This window comes from Beijerinckia mobilis, from assembly GCF_000745425.1.
GTDB lineage: Bacteria > Pseudomonadota > Alphaproteobacteria > Rhizobiales > Beijerinckiaceae > Beijerinckia > Beijerinckia mobilis.
Genome location: NZ_JQJH01000012.1, coordinates 1 through 16,311, shown reverse-complemented (window position 1 = coordinate 16,311; position 16,311 = coordinate 1). Strand labels below are relative to the sequence as shown.

The following is a 16,311-nucleotide window of genomic DNA, read 5'->3' as shown; positions in this document are numbered from 1 at the left end:
GATCGAACCGCAGGCATCCGGAATTGGCGTTCCCATCGTGCGAGGTTGTGAAACCGGACGGGTCTTCCAGCAGTTCCCAGGCGGGAGAGGAGGATTGAGCCGACTTTGAAACCAACCCTTTCGTGCCCCTGCTCTTTGAGGTTGCATAAGCCGGCCACTTTTTTTGCTGCATCGGCGCCGCGTCATTGCTATAGAGCGTTTTCCGAAGCGATGTAATGGCGGTTCTCGCCGCAAGCGATGGTATCGGTCGCGGCGGATCGCGGGCGTGGCGGAATTGGTAGACGCGCCGGATTTAGGTTCCGGTGATGAAAATCGTGGGGGTTCGAGTCCCTTCGCCCGCACCACAATCCGGTTTCACGGCCGGTTCTGCCGGCCGATTTCGGATGCCCGTTCCGAAAACCACGCGCATTGCGTTTTTTCTTGAACAATGAATAGCGGCGATGTTTCAGCCATCGCGCGAACGGCCGCAATTCCAATAGAGCTGTCAGTCGAAAAGGGTTGATTGAGATGCAAGTGACCGAAACCCTCTCCGAGGGTCTCAAGCGCGAATATAGAGTGGTGCTTCCGGCTGCCGATATCGCGTCCCGCCTCGACGAGCAGCTTCAGGAGATGAAGGCAAAGGTACGGATCAACGGTTTCCGTCCCGGCAAGGTGCCGGTCTCCCATCTGAAGCGTCTCTACGGCCGTTCCGTCATGCTTGATGTCGTGCAGGAGGCCATCAACGAAGCCAATCGCCAGATCCTCGAAGACAATAAACTTCGTCCGGCGGGTGAGCCGAAGATCGATTTCGACGGCGAAAAAGACGAAATGGAGAAGGCCTTCGAATCCACCGCGGATTTCGCCTTCAAAGTGGCGATGGAGATTCTGCCGCAATTCGAGATCGGTAGCCTCGACGACATTACCATCGAGCGCTTCATTGCCGAAGTGCCCGAAGAAGAAGTCGATCGGATCGTTGAGCGATTCGCCAATCAGAACCGTCCCTATGAACCGCGCCCTGAGGGAGAGGCGGCAGAGAAGGGTGACAAGGTCACGATCGATTTTGTCGGCAAGGTCGACGGCGAGGCTTTCGAAGGCGGTACAGGTGAGGATATCGACCTGGTGCTCGGCTCCGATACTTTCATTCCGGGATTCGAGGATCAGGTCGTCGGCGTCAAGGTCGGTGACGAGCGTCAGATCGCCGTGACTTTCCCGGAAGATTATGCCGCCAAGCTCGCGGGCAAACATGCGACCTTCGATATCAAGGTGAAGGTGGTCTCAGCGCCTGGCGAACAGAAGATCGACGATGATCTCGCCAAGGCCTTTGGATATGAGACGCTTGAGGCCATGCGGGAGCAGATCCGCAATACACTCGGCGAGGAATTGACGGCAGCATCGCGGGCGCAGTGGAAACGCGCTTTGCTCGACGAACTCGACAAGAAATATACTTTCGAATTGCCGGAAGGCCTCGTCGAGGGCGAATTCGCCACTGTCTGGCGCAAGGTCGAACTCGATCAGCAGAGAAGCGGCAAGACCTTCGAAGAAGAAGGAACCACCGAGGAAGCGGCGCGCGCCGATTATCGCAAAATTGCGGAGCGCCGGGTAAGACTTGGCCTTTTGCTCGCGGAAATCGGCGAAAAGGCTGGGATCGTCGTGCCCGACGAGGAAGTGGGCAAGGCCCTGGTCGAACGCGCGCGTGCCTTCCCTGGCCAGGAAAAGATGATCTGGGATTTCTATCGCCAGAATCCGAAAGCCTTGAACGAGATTCGCGCTCCTTTGTTCGAGGATAAGACCGTCGACTACATCTTGACGCAGGCCAAGGTGACGGACACCAAAGTCTCGAAGGACGAATTGTTTAAAAAGGCGGAAGAGGTAGAAAAGGACGAGGCGGCAGCGCCCGAAGCCGAATGATCGGCTGGCCGGCTGTTCTCACCGGCCGAGTCCTTTGATGCTTTATGTGTGACGGAGCCCGGCGGTCAGCACAACCGCCGGGCTCCGCGCGTTTGAAGAGATTCGAATCGACCGCCGCGAAGCTGGACCATTTTCCGAATCTCGATCACCATCCCGCCGGGTTTTTACAAACGTCGTAAAAACCCGGGAATTGATGAGGAATCGGCCGATTATCCGAAATACCGCCTAAAAATTGGGCGTGTTTCGAACCCTTGATACCCTCCCATCTATCTTCACCCTGGGGCCCGAAGCAGGTGCTGCCGAGCATGGCGATTGAGGGAAAGTGGCCATGGACTGATCGAAGTCTTGAACTCGCCGGCATTTTTCCCATTTTTCAGACGCGGGGCATTGCCCCTTTTTCCTGCCGCATCTTTCCTCACCTATGTTCGACGAAAAACACAGAGACTGCCTGCCGGCAGCAAGATCTGGCTTGCATCTTGTTCCGGGAGATGTTTCCCGCGCAGCAATCTCTTTGCGAAGCGCGTGGAAGTCATTATCTTCGCGATTCAAGCGTTCGGATGGCCCTCATTGGCTGTCTCCTTCAAAGTGTAACGCTCATTTATGGGGCTTGGTCGGTAGGATCAGGCCTTCAGCTCAGGAAAGACGATACCATGGCTATCCGTGACCGCGATCCGGTTGAAATCTATAACAATTATCTGATTCCGCAGGTGATCGAGAACACCAGCCGTGGCGAGCGCGGGTTCGACATCTATTCGCGCCTCTTGCGGGAAAGGATCATCTTCCTCACCGGTCAGGTCGAGGACAATATGGCGTCGGTGATCATCGCCCAGTTGCTCTTCCTTGAAGCGGAAAACCCCAAGAAGGAAATTTCGATGTATATCAATTCGCCGGGCGGCGTTGTGACCGCTGGTCTGGCGATTTATGACACGATGCAGTTTATCCGCCCGAAAGTCTCGACGCTCTGCGTTGGTCAGGCGGCATCGATGGGATCGCTCCTGCTTGCAGCAGGCGAGGCGGGAATGCGTTATACCACCCCCAATTCCCGCATCATGGTGCACCAGCCATCGGGTGGCTTCTCGGGCCAGGCTTCCGATATTCTCCGCCATGCCGAGGATATTATGAAGGTCAAGCGCCGGCTTAACGAAATCTATGTGAAGCACACGGGGCGGGATTACGACACGATCGAAAAGACGCTCGACCGCGACCATTTCATGTCGGCGGTTGAATCGCAGGAATTCGGCCTTGTCGATCACGTCATCGACAAGCGGCCTGAGGAACTCGCTCTGACCGCGGAAGCAAAATAAACCGAAACTTCATCCAATGCTTGGATCGCACGAAAAGAGGGTCTAAGCTTCGGAATCTCGGCCTTGCCCGGCATTTTCGCCGGGCAATCCGCCGCAAAAAATAAGCTCAGTCACTGGTACGTAACTTGCTCGTTTCTTTGATCAGCGGTTCTGTCCATCCTGGCAACCGTGGGTCACGTAAGGCCGACACAAGAATAAGCCGCTTAGTTATGAAGACGGCGCTAATCAACGGATCGGCATAATGAAAGCCTTCTATTGCGGAGTGATGACATGGTCTGCATGGCGTCATGTAGGGCCGCAAGGATTGCAAGGCATGGCAGAAACTTGAATCTCCAAACCTTATCTTGCGCATAGCGAAAATCTCTAGGCACAATGAGGAGTGGATCGAAGGTTCGAGTGGATAAAAGTCGGTTGGTTCGTGTGCGGATCTGCCGGCCGTGACGAGGGGTGATCTCTCTTCACGATTTTAATTCAACAAGTTCGGGACCCGCACATGGGTTTCGGCCGTTAGGAGATGATCCATGACAAAGGTCGGCGGCAGCGACTCCAAGAACACGCTTTATTGCTCGTTCTGTGGCAAGAGCCAACATGAGGTCCGCAAGCTGATTGCCGGTCCTACCGTCTTCATTTGCGATGAATGCGTCGAGCTCTGCATGGATATCATTCGCGAGGAAAACAAATCCTCGCTGGTCAAGAGCCGAGATGGAATTCCCACGCCGCGCGAAATCTGCAAGGTTCTCGATGATTATGTCATCGGCCAGTTTCAGGCCAAGCGTGTCTTGTCGGTCGCCGTCCATAATCATTACAAGCGGCTCAATCACGCTACCAAACATAATGACGTCGAACTCGCGAAATCCAATATTCTGCTGATCGGGCCCACAGGTTCCGGCAAGACCTTGCTGGCGCAGACACTCGCTCGCATCCTCGATGTGCCGTTCACGATGGCCGATGCGACAACGCTTACCGAGGCGGGTTACGTCGGTGAAGATGTCGAAAACATCATCCTGAAGCTTTTGCAGGCTTCCGATTACAATGTCGAACGGGCGCAGCGTGGTATCGTCTATATCGACGAAATCGACAAGATTTCGCGCAAGTCTGATAATCCATCGATCACGCGTGATGTTTCCGGCGAAGGCGTGCAGCAGGCGCTTTTAAAGATCATGGAAGGCACTGTCGCTTCCGTGCCGCCGCAAGGTGGTCGCAAACATCCGCAGCAGGAATTCCTGCAGGTGGATACGACCAATATCCTGTTTATCTGCGGTGGCGCTTTCGCAGGGCTCGAGAAGATCATTTCGACGCGCGGCAAGACGACATCAATCGGTTTCTCGGCAACGGTGCAGGCGCCTGACGATCGGCGCACGGGTGAAATCTTCCGCAAGGTTGAGCCGGAGGACCTGCTGAAATTTGGTCTCATTCCGGAATTCGTCGGCCGTCTTCCTGTGATTGCCACGCTGGAAGATCTCGATGAAGAAGCCCTGAAAAAGATCCTGACCGAGCCGAAGAATGCGCTTGTCAAGCAATATCAGCGGCTTTTCGAAATGGAAAATACCGAGCTGACCTTCCAGGACGAGGCGCTGAATGTCGTCGCCAAGAAGGCCATTGAGCGCAAGACCGGAGCACGCGGTCTGCGGTCAATCATGGAAAGCATCCTGCTCGATACAATGTTCGATCTGCCGGGTCTCGACAGTGTCGAACAGGTGGTGATCGGCCCGGATGTTGTCGAAGGAAAATCGCGCCCGCTTTATATTTACGCAGAGCGTAACGAAAAGAGCGGTACGAGCGCCTGACATAGCCCCCGAGGGTAGAGAGGGTGCGGCGAGATGGGATTTCGCCGCACATCCCGAACAAAAAAAGAGGACACGAATGTGTTCGCGTCCTCTAACAGAACCCAAGAGTCTTCTTGAAACGGTTCTATCGAGTGGCCATCTGTGACTAAAGCAAATGGCCGTAAATTGGTAAACGCACAAAAGGCTTGCGTTTCCTGCGTCGTCATCCCCCAAACGATGCCATGCCTTTCTGCCACGCAAGCGTAAAATAGCCTACATGCGTTTCGAGATAGGACGATAAAATGACCCAGAAGCGTGATCTTGTTCGCCCCGGTTCCGTGGAGAGCTACCCTGTTCTTCCCCTGCGCGATATCGTCGTCTTTCCGCACATGATCGTGCCCTTGTTCGTCGGACGCGAGAAATCGATTCGCGCTCTTGAGGAAGTGATGAAGGCTGACAAGCTCATCCTTCTCGCCACTCAAATGAATGCCGCTGATGACGATCCGGCTACGGATGCCATTTTCACGACTGGCACATTGGCTTCAGTTCTTCAGCTTTTGAAGCTTCCCGATGGCACCGTCAAGGTGCTCGTTGAAGGGCAGTGGCGTGCCAAGGTGCAGAATTATACACGCACCGAAGATTATTACGAGGCCGACGCCGAGGCGATCGCTGATGATCCGATCGACAAGGTTGAAGTCGAAGCCCTTGCGCGTTCGGTCGTCTCCGAATTCGAAGGCTATGTGAAACTCAACAAGAAGATTTCTCCAGAAGTCGTCGCTGCGGTGACTCAGATCGACGATTACGCAAAGCTTGCCGACACGATCGCCTCGCATCTCGCGGTGAAGATCGCCGACAAGCAGGCCGTTCTTGAGACGACGTCCATTACCAAGCGGCTGGAAAAATGCCTTGCCCTGATGGAGAGTGAAATCTCTGTCCTGCAGGTCGAGAAGCGTATTCGTACGCGGGTCAAGCGCCAGATGGAAAAGACCCAGCGTGAATATTATCTCAACGAGCAGATGAAGGCGATCCAGAAGGAACTCGGTGACGAGGACGGTAAGGATGATCTTGCCGAAATCGAGGAGCGCATCAAGAATACCAAGCTCTCCAAGGAAGCGCGCGACAAGGCGACTGCTGAATTGAAGAAATTGCGTCAAATGTCGCCTATGTCGGCCGAAGCGACCGTCGTGCGCAACTATCTCGATTGGCTGCTCGCGATACCGTGGAACAAGCGTTCCAAGGTCAAAAGGGATCTCACCGTCGCTGAAGAAGTACTCGACAGTGAGCATTACGGTCTCGACAAGGTCAAGGAGCGCATCCTCGAATATCTCGCCGTCCAGAGCCGTGCCAACAAGCTGACCGGCCCGATCCTTTGCCTCGTTGGTCCGCCCGGCGTTGGTAAAACCTCGCTCGGTAAGTCAATTGCCAAGGCAACTGGGCGCGAATTCGTGCGCATGTCGCTTGGTGGTGTGCGTGATGAAGCGGAAATTCGCGGTCATCGCCGGACCTACATCGGATCAATGCCCGGTAAGATCATCCAGTCGATGCGGAAGGCGAAAACCTCGAATCCGCTGCTCCTCCTCGACGAGATCGACAAGATGGGCATGGATTTCCGCGGCGATCCGTCCTCGGCTTTGCTCGAAGTGCTGGATCCGGAACAGAACCAGACCTTCGCTGATCATTATCTCGAAGTGGATTATGATCTTTCGAACGTCATGTTCGTGACGACGGCCAATACGCTGAATATCCCTGCGCCCTTGATGGACCGCATGGAGATCATCCGTATCGCCGGCTACACGGAAGATGAGAAGATCGAGATCGCGCGCCGCCATCTCATTCCGGCGGCACTCAAGAAGCATGGCCTCGCGCCAAAGGAATGGTCGATCGACGATAGCGGTCTCACTATGCTGGTGCGCCGTTATACGCGGGAGGCCGGTGTTCGCAACCTCGAACGCGAGATTTCCAATCTGATCCGCAAGGCGGTGAAGAAGATCCTCCTTGAGAAGGTCGAGACGGTTGCCGTTACAGGTGACAATGTCCCCGACTTCCTGGGTGTGCCGCGCTATCGCTATGGTGAAGCGGAACTCGAGGATCAGGTCGGTGTTGTCACCGGACTGGCGTGGACCGAAGTCGGCGGCGAATTGCTGACGATTGAAGGCGTGATGATGCCCGGCAAGGGTCGCATGACCGTGACCGGTAATCTGAAGGATGTCATGAAGGAATCGATCTCTGCGGCGGCTTCCTATGTCCGCTCTCGAGCTGTCGATTTCGGCATCGAGCCGCCGCTCTTCGATCGCCGTGACATCCATGTGCATGTGCCTGAAGGCGCGACACCCAAGGATGGACCGTCGGCTGGTGTCGCCATGGCGACGGTGATCACTTCGGTCATGACCGGTATTCCGATCCGGCGCGACATTGCCATGACGGGTGAGATCACTCTGCGCGGGCGCGTCTTGCCGATCGGCGGGTTGAAGGAAAAGCTTTTGGCAGCTATGCGCGGCGGTCTGAAGAAGGTCCTGATCCCTGAAGAGAATGCGAAGGATTTGGCCGATATCCCGGATTCTGTGAAGAATGCGCTCGAAATCGTGCCGGTCTCGCGGATGGATGAAGTGCTCCAGCATGCTCTGGTCCGCCAGCCCGTGCCGATCGTCTGGGAAGAGGAAGCCAAGCCGGTCGCCCTGGGTACCGAGGATGAAGCTTCCGGAGCCATTGCTCACTAAAGGCAGAGGTGGTTTCCACTCCTGCTGCGGCTAAAATTCAGGGCGGGATGATTCTGAACGGATCATCCCGCCTTTTTTCTATCTGTATATTTGCTTGTGGCGTCGGTTCAATGGTTGACTGTGATGCTCGTCATGTGACTGCATGAATAGGGTGTTTCGTTAATAAGGTTTGTGTATGCGTCATGAGCGTTTGGGACAAATTCGTAAACGCCCTATTCGAAAAAAATCGAAGTATTTTCTATGTAATGGAATCACGCAGTGATTTCGCACAATCGGCAAATGCTTTAGGTCTGTTCGCGTTCCTTGCGTAATCGCGCCCAATAATCCAGGCGCTTTTCTATATCCCGTTCGAAACCGCGCGATGTAGGTTGGTAGAGAGTTTGCCGGCCAAGAGCATCGGGCCAGTAATTTTGGCCGGAGAAGGCATCGGGCTCGTCATGATCGTAACGGTAGCCTGAACCGTAGCCTTCACTTTTCATGAGTTTCGTCGGTGCGTTCAAGATGACCTTGGGTGGCATCAGAGAGCCATGCTCCCTGGCACATGCGGTGGCTTTCTTGAATGCTTTGTAGATTGCGTTCGATTTCGGTGCCGTTGCCATATAGACGACTGCTTCGGCGATCGCCAGTTCACCTTCTGGCGAGCCAAGAAAATCATAGGCTTCCTTGGCCGCATTGGCGATGACGAGCGCCTGGGGATCTGCGAGGCCTATGTCTTCCACGGCCATGCGTACGATGCGTCGCGCAATGAAGAGGCGATCTTCGCCACCCTCGAACATACGGGCGAGATAATATAATGCGGCATCCGGATCCGAACCGCGTACGGATTTATGCAAAGCACTGATGAGGTTGTAATGACCTTCCTGCGCTTTGTCGTAGATCGGTGCTCGGCGTTGCGCGACCTGCACCAAAGTTGCGATCGAAAAGATCTCTCCTTCACCGGCGGCACGCCAGATTTCTTCGGCCAGACTTAATGCGGCGCGTCCATCCCCATCAGCCATCCGCACGAGAGCGGCGCGAGCGCCTTCATCGAGGGGAAGGGGCCTGCCTTCTATGATTTCGGCGCGTTCCAGCAGCCTGGAGATGGCGTTTTCATCGAGCGAGTGGAAGACGAGGACGCGTGCGCGGGAGAGAAGGGCGGCATTTAACTCAAAGCTTGGATTTTCCGTAGTGGCACCGATCAACGTGACGGTGCCGTCTTCCATGACCGGGAGAAAACTGTCCTGCTGCGCTCTGTTAAAGCGATGGATCTCATCGACGAACAGCAGGCTCGCCTGACCGAGGCGCCGTCTTGCGCGGGCTTCATCGAAGACCTTTTTGAGTTCGGCGACCCCAGAGAAGATTGCAGAGAGTTGTACGAAGGTGAGTTTCGTCTCACCCGCAAGCAACCGGGCCACCGTGGTTTTGCCGGTGCCGGGCGGTCCCCAGAAGATCAGGCTACCGAGGCTGCCCGCTCTCACGAGACGCGTCAGCGCGCCTTCTGGGCCTAGAAGATGATCTTGCCCCGCCACCTCGTCGAGCCGTCGCGGCCTTAGGCGGTCTGCGAGCGGCGCCTGAACATTCTTTTCTAGACCTGCTGCGCTGAAAAGGTCGCTCATCACGAAGGGTCCTTACTCGTATCCCGTCGCGGAGACGTTGTGCTCGGCCAGTCTCAGGTCCCGCGCACGAAGACAGACTGGCCGTCGATCACGAAGCCTCAGAGGACGGTCGTCATGATTTCGTGACCACGACCGATAGTAATCTTCCAGTAATATTGTTGTTGCTCGTTCAGAAGCTTGTTGAGCTGACGTGTCGATGTGATCTTGACTCCATTAAGAGCGATGATCACATCGCCTTTCTGAAAGTTGATGGTCGCGGCACGCGAATTATCCTCGATGTCATCAATCACGACTCCCTGATAAGAGCCCTGTATTGAAAATTCCTCCGTGACGGCAGGTGAGAGATTAACGACGCTGAGGCCGGAGAGGGGCGAATTGCCGTTGATCTTGATCTCATCGCGTGGCGGTGTTTCAGGAGCAGCACTGAGGTTCAGATTGGTTGTGATCGGCTTGCCATTACGCAAAACAGTCAATTGCGCCTTGCCGCCTATCGGCCGCGTTGCAAGCCGATAGCCTAGGGATTCCGGATCTTCCAGAACCTGTCCATCGATCCTCGTGATCAGATCGCCCCGCTTTAGGCCAGCCTCGAAAGCGGGACCGCTGTCAGAGACTTCGACAACGAGCGCGCCGGCGGGACGATCGAGGCCAAGGGAATCGGCTATTTCCCTTGAAACGCCTTGCAGGCTCGCGCCAAGCCAGGGACGTTTGACTTGACGTCCGCCGTTTTTAGCCGCCGCCACGACCACTTTGACCATATTGACGGGAATGGCGAAGCCAATGCCGATTGAACTGCCCGTTTGGGAGAAAATTGCCGAATTCACGCCAATCAGCCGCGCTTTCATATCAATGAGCGGGCCGCCGGAATTACCCGGATTGATGGCCGCATCCGTTTGGATAAAAAAGCCATAGTCCGAAATGCCGACCTGCGTGCGTGCCAGGGCAGAAACGATGCCCTGCGTGACCGTCTGGCCAACGCCGAAAGGGTTGCCGATCGCCAACACCAAATCGCCGACCTCAAGTGCGTCGGAATCTCCCATTTCCATATAGGGAAAGCGTTCATCGCCTCCTTCAATACGCAGAACTGCCAGATCGGTGCGTTGATCACGCAGAACGATAAGCGCCTCAAATTCGCGCTTGTCGCTAAGGGCGACTTTCACATTCGTCATGCCGTCTATGACATGATAATTCGTGACGACAAGACCGGAAGGATCGACGAGAACTCCCGAACCCAGGGATTGTGCCGTAGGGCCGCCAGGCCGGCGTCCTTCACCAAAAAACCGGCGAAAGACGGGGTCGTCGAGCAAAAGATTGCGAGGTTGCCGTTCCGTGCGGGAGGCATAGACGTTGACGACCGCGGGACGGGCTTTCTTGACCGGTGCGGCGAAGGAAAGAATGGCATCGTCATGAGACACGGGTATTTCCCGTGTCTCGCCTGAAGCGCCGTGAGAGAGCGGACCGCAGCCAATGAAAAGGACGCCCAAAATAGAGGCGAGAACGATAAAAAGGCGCGGAAAGGAAGAACGGCCGTAAAGGGTCATGCTTCGGCACCCTTTCTGGGCATGCATCAAAGGCGTCACCTTATGAGAGACTGAATCTTCCGTCTATGACGGTGCCATCCCGCTCACTTCTTAAAAAGAGAAAGGGATCGAGGCAATATTCGCGATGAGAATTTGGCCGGATCATGTCGGCGGGAGATTCATGGCCATTGCCAATGCGCTCTTGGATTTTCACCGAGCGTTTCGAACCCATCCATGTGCGCTTCGGCACGGAAATCTTGATCCGTGGAGGAAGCCTTCTCCCTATTTTCACGTCATAGGCCGCGAGATGATATTGAAGCGACCTGGTTTCTCGGGGAAAGAGAAAGTGATTTCCCACCACTCAGAAAAATAAAAAACGGCGGTGATCAGGTTCACCGCCGCAATTGGCTTTAGGCAGCTGCTTCGTCCGCGTCTGCGACTTGCACCGGGCCGGAATCCTTACCTTTGGCTTCCACGTCGCGATCCACAAATTCGATCACAGCCATGGGCGCATTATCACCATAGCGAAAGCCAGCTTTCAGAACCCGAAGATAACCGCCGTGGCGGTCCTTGTAGCGCGGCCCGAGCACCTCGAAGAGCTTGCCGACCAAAGCCACATCCTTGATCTGAGCAATGGCCTGTCTGCGGGCATGCAGGTCCCCGCGTTTGCCAAGCGTGACGAGCTTTTCGACGATAGGGCGGAGGTCCTTGGCTTTGGGAAGCGTCGTCACAATCTGCTCATGCTTGATGAGAGCCTGACTCAGATTGGCAAACATGGCCTTGCGGTGTTCGTGCGTACGCCCAAATCTGCGCTTGGCGTGACCATGATACATTGGCTTTCTCCTGATGATTATACGGCCGCCGTGCCAAGGGTCGACCGTCTTTGATTGACCGCCCACAAAGGAGGCGGGAAGGGGAGCGGGACCTTCGCCCCGCTTTCATGGTCTGCGTACATCAGCCTTGATCATATGGCTGCTGAATGCACCAGTTCCGTGATCTCAGTAATGTTCCTCGAATCTTTTGGCGAGCTCGTCAATATTGTCCGGCGGCCAGCCCGTGACTTCCATGCCGAGGTGAAGCCCCATCTGAGCCAAAACTTCCTTGATTTCATTCAGGGATTTACGCCCGAAATTGGGCGTTCTCAGCATTTCCGCTTCGGTTTTCTGGATCAGGTCGCCGATATAGACGATATTGTCGTTCTTCAGGCAATTGGCGGAGCGTACGGACAGTTCGAGTTCGTCCACCTTCTTGAGCAGAGCCGGATTGAAGGCCAGTTCGGGGATGGACGGTGTCGCTTCTTCGCGGCGCGGCTCTTCGAAATTCACGAAAACGTTCAGCTGATCCTGCAGGATGCGCGCTGAGAAGGCGACTGCATCTTCCGGTGTCAGAGAGCCATTGGTTTCGACCTGAAGCGTCAGCTTATCGTAATCGAGAATCTGACCTTCGCGCGTATTTTCGACTTTGTAGCTCACCTTTTTGACGGGCGAATAGAGGCTGTCGACGGGTATCAGGCCGATCGGCGCATCCTCTGCGCGGTTGCGGTCGGCCGCGACATAGCCTTTGCCCGTGTTGACGGTGAATTCCATACGAATTTCTGCACCCTCGTCGAGTGTGCAGATGACCAGATTTGGATTGAGAATCTGAACGTCGCCGACCGTACCGATATCGCCGGCGAGGACTTTACCCGGCCCCTGCTTTTTCAGGATCATACGCTTGGGGCCATCGCCCTGCATCTTGATGGCGATGTCTTTGATGTTGAGGATGATATCGGTTACATCCTCACGCACCCCAGGGATCGACGAAAATTCGTGGAGGACGCCGTCGATATGGACCGAGGTGATTGCCGCACCTTGCAGGGAAGACAAAAGGATGCGGCGCAAGGCGTTGCCGAGCGTCAGGCCGAAGCCGCGCTCAAGCGGTTCCGCGATAATCGTCGCGAAACGTTTTGAATCATCGCCCGGAGTGACATCGAGCTTGCTTGGCTTGATGAGTTCCTGCCAATTCTTTTGGATCACGAATGGCACCTTTCACTATGCGAAACGCCTGACGACGGTGGCGCCGCGGTGTTATCTTCGTCTCTATGCGATTTCGATATCGGCCTGAGATCGCAGACTTGATACCCAATTTCATTGATCGTGACCGGCTGCGATCAATAAGATCAGGCATGGGAGCTGCCGCTTGGTAAAGATCCTTCGTTGCGACGAGGCCTAATAGGTTGCACTGAAACTATCTACACAAATTCAACGCGGAAGTGCTTGCCACTGCCGCGTTATGATGGTTCGGGCTTTCTGCTTCGTGGGCGCGATGCCTGTAGCGCCCACGAAACGAAAGGATCAGACGCGCCGCCGTTTACGGGGGCGGCAGCCGTTATGTGGAATCGGCGTGACGTCACGAATGGAGGTCACGGTAAAGCCAGCAGCCTGCAGCGCCCGCAAGGCCGATTCACGCCCCGAACCAGGGCCGGAAACTTCGACTTCCAAGGTCCTCATGCCATGTTCTACCGCTTTACGCGCGCAATCCTCAGCAGCCATCTGGGCCGCGTAGGGGGTCGATTTGCGGGAGCCCTTAAAACCCATCATTCCCGCCGAGGACCAGGAAATCGTATTACCCTGAGCATCGGTAATGGTGATCATTGTATTGTTGAACGTGGAATTGACGTGGGCTACGCCGGAAACGATATTCTTGCGTTCGCGGCGGCGGATACGAGTAGCTTCTTTTGCCATTTTCAGGATCCTTGCGAGCGCGCCCGTAACACCAGGCGCTCGGGATTCAGGATGAGGTGATCAAAGGGGAACGGATTGAAGACGCCCCCAACTGGAATATGAAAATCGACTGGAAATCATACACTTCCAGTCGATTTTGCATTTAAGTCTCTACAATTCTGAGATTTTCGAATTATGCCGATAAGGTGGAGCGTGATAAACGCGCCCCAGCCAAACTTCCCGAGAAACAGGCGGCAAGTGCTTATTTCTTCTTGCCGGCAATCGGCTTGGCCTTACCCTTGCGGGTTCGAGCGTTGGTATGGGTGCGTTGACCACGAACCGGAAGCTGACGCCGATGGCGAAGGCCACGATAGCAGCCAAGGTCCATCAGGCGTTTGATATTGATCGCGACTTCACGGCGGAGATCACCTTCGACCACATAGTCACGGTCAATCGTCTCACGGATCTGGAGAACCTCCGCATCGGTCAGATCAACTACGCGACGTTCCGACGGGATCCCCACCTTTTCGCAGATTTCTTCCGCCTTTTTGGGACCGATTCCGTGAATATATTGGAGCGCGATGATCACACGCTTATTCGTTGGAATATTAACGCCAGCAATACGAGCCAAAACTCTTCTCCATATCGTTCCTCGAATGATATCGAGAAACGGTTCTGAACCACGTCCGGTGGAGGCCGGCCCCTGTGATTCCATGAAAAATTGGTAATCGTGCCGTTAAGCAATAAAGCCTATTTCGACGACGAAGGGCGTTCTTAGGGAAATAAACGACTCTCGTCAACGAATATTTGACAAGAAGTCGTTTCCGTCGGCGGCATGATCCCGGGTCGTTTCCTCAATCGCTTGCGATGATGACATTGGAGGTTTTAAAAATCGCCCAGACTTTCTTACCGGGCAGAAAATCTTCCTTGGATGTTTCATCACAGGAGAGGATGGACGTTATTGTCTTACCTTCGCCAATATCAATGGCGACCTCGCAATCCATGCCGCCATTCACATAACTTACGACCGTGCCGGCGATTTTATTCCTGGCGGAGATTTTCGGCGGCTCTTCCGTCGGGGCCAGCATAACCGATGAAGCATTGACCAATGCGACGACCTGACGGCCCGGTACGAGGCCAAGTTCCTGAACGGCGGCGTTGGTCAGAACGGCTGCGATTTCGCATTCGGGTGAGACTTGGAGTTGAACTTCGACGTTCACCGGCGCGGGTAGGATCGCTTTCACCGTGCAATGGAAGGCGTTGCGAGCGCTGAGACGCATCGCCACGCCCCAAAACAGGAGATCCTGGTCGTTTTCCAGACCTTCTTCAGCAATGGCGGCGGAGATCCGTCCGAGTTTTTCCTCGAGCCTGCGGAAAACCGTGATGAGTCTGCGGCCCTCCTCGGTGACTTCAGCGCCTCCTCCGCGCGGCCCCCCGGTGCGGGTAATGAACGCCGGGCGTGGCAGAAGATTGTTGATCGCGTTAACGGCATCCCAAGCGGTCTTATAGCTGAAACCAGCGATTTCAGCGGCCTTGGTAATGCTTCCGTGCTGGATAACGGCTTCAAGCAGCGTGATACGTTCACGACCGACGAGTAAACGCCCATCGGCCCGCAAAGCAAGTAACGTGTCTATTTTGCTGGAAATCAAGCGAGCCAATTTTTTCTCCCAATAAATAAAAGTTAAATTCTATGCGGAATTATCAAGTTAAAACCCAGTAATTAAGAAGGGAAGTTTCATTTATAATTGGACATTGTAGTGCATAAAACTGCCGTTCGCGATCCTGGAGCCGGAACAATCTGGGGAATAAACGGAATAAATAGCGAATTTCATTTCATGATGCGGTCCAGGAATCTCTGCTCAGACGATGTTTTCTTTATCCGAGACGGAATGAAGTTACGCCATACCGGACAATGCCATGCCTTGGCACCCCGCGCCGTTACACACAACCACGAAGACCGGTTCACTGCTTCCATGTCTTTGCCGCCCAGAGAAACGCCGAACGCAATATAAACAATTACCGCTATTAGATAGTGAAGCACACATCATTCATCAATATTACCTTTGTCTGCTCTGTGAATATTTCAATTCGACAGGCAATGCCTAAAGGGAATTATTGCTTGAAAGACAGCGAGCTGATGCATCAATTATGATTTCGAATCATTTTCATGGTCTGTCCGAAGAGAGAGTGTCGGCATGAGGAATACCATTCCTAGGACCTTGTACTGGCTTGACATCTGAAATCTTACCAGAATCGTGAAATTTTTTAGTTGTATATCGATAGGTGTGATGGGTTCCAAGTTAAATTTTATTGATCTTCACTCTTGGGTAAGCAATCGTTCGGACAGCTTGCTCATTGAGCTCTTATATGACGCTTTTCTGTGAAAGTTGTTAAGTTTATGGATTAATAACCAGTAATATTTTGAGGTATTTAGTCGCCTGCCGTCTATTTGTTTAGCTCATCTCTGATTGAATCGACTTTGATAGGCAGGCCAAGGAAATATATTCAAAAGCGTTAGTGAATGTTTGTACCATGCGTCAGAAAGAGAAAGGAGCGGATTTTCAATAGCTTGAATCGAGAAGCATTTCTAGTGGCCGGGACTTGCATTCTGCTTGTCTGGTGATGCCGCAAGGGGATGATGTTTGGCCGATGTCTCATGCGAGCGTCCGCTTCGAACCTTATCCTTCCCTTTCAGAAGAAAAATTGTGCGGGTACGCGAGCGGTGATTCTAGGTCCTGTTGACGAATGCGTGCATCCAGAGGCGAATAGCGGCGATATGAACGAAGCCAAGGTAGCTTTCGGCGGTTTTATCGTATCGGGTCG

General features: G+C 54.3%; 11 protein-coding genes and 1 tRNA gene. 5 read left to right on the top strand and 7 right to left on the bottom strand.

Annotated features, from left to right (window positions below; translation table 11 throughout):
• Positions 1-259 precede the first annotated feature (259 nt).
• The 5 genes from DL88_RS10765 to lon all read left to right on the top strand — a co-directional run bounded on the left by DL88_RS10765 (position 260) and on the right by lon (position 7,674).
• Positions 260-344, top strand: a tRNA-Leu gene (locus DL88_RS10765).
• A 163-nt stretch (positions 345-507) separates the two neighbouring features.
• A complete protein-coding gene (tig, locus tag DL88_RS10760) occupies positions 508-1,887 on the top strand; it encodes a trigger factor (RefSeq protein ID WP_034995832.1) in 1,380 nt (459 codons plus the stop codon).
• A gap of 650 nt (positions 1,888-2,537) precedes the next feature.
• Complete coding sequence (locus tag DL88_RS10755) at positions 2,538-3,191, top strand: ATP-dependent Clp protease proteolytic subunit (protein ID WP_034996009.1); 654 nt, start codon at positions 2,538-2,540, stop codon at positions 3,189-3,191.
• A 521-nt stretch (positions 3,192-3,712) separates the two neighbouring features.
• Positions 3,713-4,978, top strand: coding sequence for an ATP-dependent Clp protease ATP-binding subunit ClpX (gene clpX, locus DL88_RS10750; RefSeq protein WP_034995828.1), 1,266 nt, complete (start codon positions 3,713-3,715; stop codon positions 4,976-4,978).
• Between the two features lie 281 nt (positions 4,979-5,259).
• A complete protein-coding gene (lon, locus tag DL88_RS10745; protein WP_034995826.1) occupies positions 5,260-7,674 on the top strand; it encodes an endopeptidase La in 2,415 nt (804 codons plus the stop codon).
• Positions 7,675-7,958: 284 nt separating this feature from the next.
• Here lon and DL88_RS10740 read toward each other — a convergent pair whose 3' ends face one another.
• The 7 genes from DL88_RS10740 to DL88_RS10710 all read right to left on the bottom strand — a co-directional run bounded on the left by DL88_RS10740 (position 7,959) and on the right by DL88_RS10710 (position 15,146).
• On the bottom strand, positions 7,959-9,269 hold the full coding sequence (locus tag DL88_RS10740) for a replication-associated recombination protein A (protein ID WP_034995823.1): 1,311 nt from the start codon (positions 9,267-9,269) through the stop codon (positions 7,959-7,961).
• Positions 9,270-9,367: 98 nt separating this feature from the next.
• Positions 9,368-10,807, bottom strand: a complete 1,440-nt coding sequence (locus DL88_RS10735) for a DegQ family serine endoprotease (RefSeq protein ID WP_051955888.1) — start codon at positions 10,805-10,807, stop codon at positions 9,368-9,370.
• Between the two features lie 389 nt (positions 10,808-11,196).
• On the bottom strand, positions 11,197-11,619 hold the full coding sequence (rplQ, locus tag DL88_RS10730; RefSeq protein WP_034995822.1) for a 50S ribosomal protein L17: 423 nt from the start codon (positions 11,617-11,619) through the stop codon (positions 11,197-11,199).
• Positions 11,620-11,784: 165 nt separating this feature from the next.
• Entirely contained in the window at positions 11,785-12,801 is a 1,017-nt protein-coding gene (locus DL88_RS10725; protein ID WP_034996006.1) for a DNA-directed RNA polymerase subunit alpha, read from the bottom strand.
• 318 nt (positions 12,802-13,119) lie between these two features.
• The gene (gene rpsK / locus DL88_RS10720) at positions 13,120-13,509 is read right to left on the bottom strand and encodes a 30S ribosomal protein S11 (RefSeq protein ID WP_034995819.1); all 390 of its coding nucleotides are present in this window, start codon (positions 13,507-13,509) and stop codon (positions 13,120-13,122) included.
• Positions 13,510-13,750: 241 nt separating this feature from the next.
• Positions 13,751-14,119, bottom strand: a complete 369-nt coding sequence (gene rpsM / locus DL88_RS10715; protein ID WP_034995818.1) for a 30S ribosomal protein S13 — start codon at positions 14,117-14,119, stop codon at positions 13,751-13,753.
• 223 nt (positions 14,120-14,342) lie between these two features.
• Positions 14,343-15,146 (bottom strand): TOBE domain-containing protein, encoded by an 804-nt coding sequence (locus DL88_RS10710; protein ID WP_034995813.1) that lies wholly within the window; start codon positions 15,144-15,146, stop codon positions 14,343-14,345.
• Between the last annotated feature and the right edge of the window lie 1,165 nt (positions 15,147-16,311).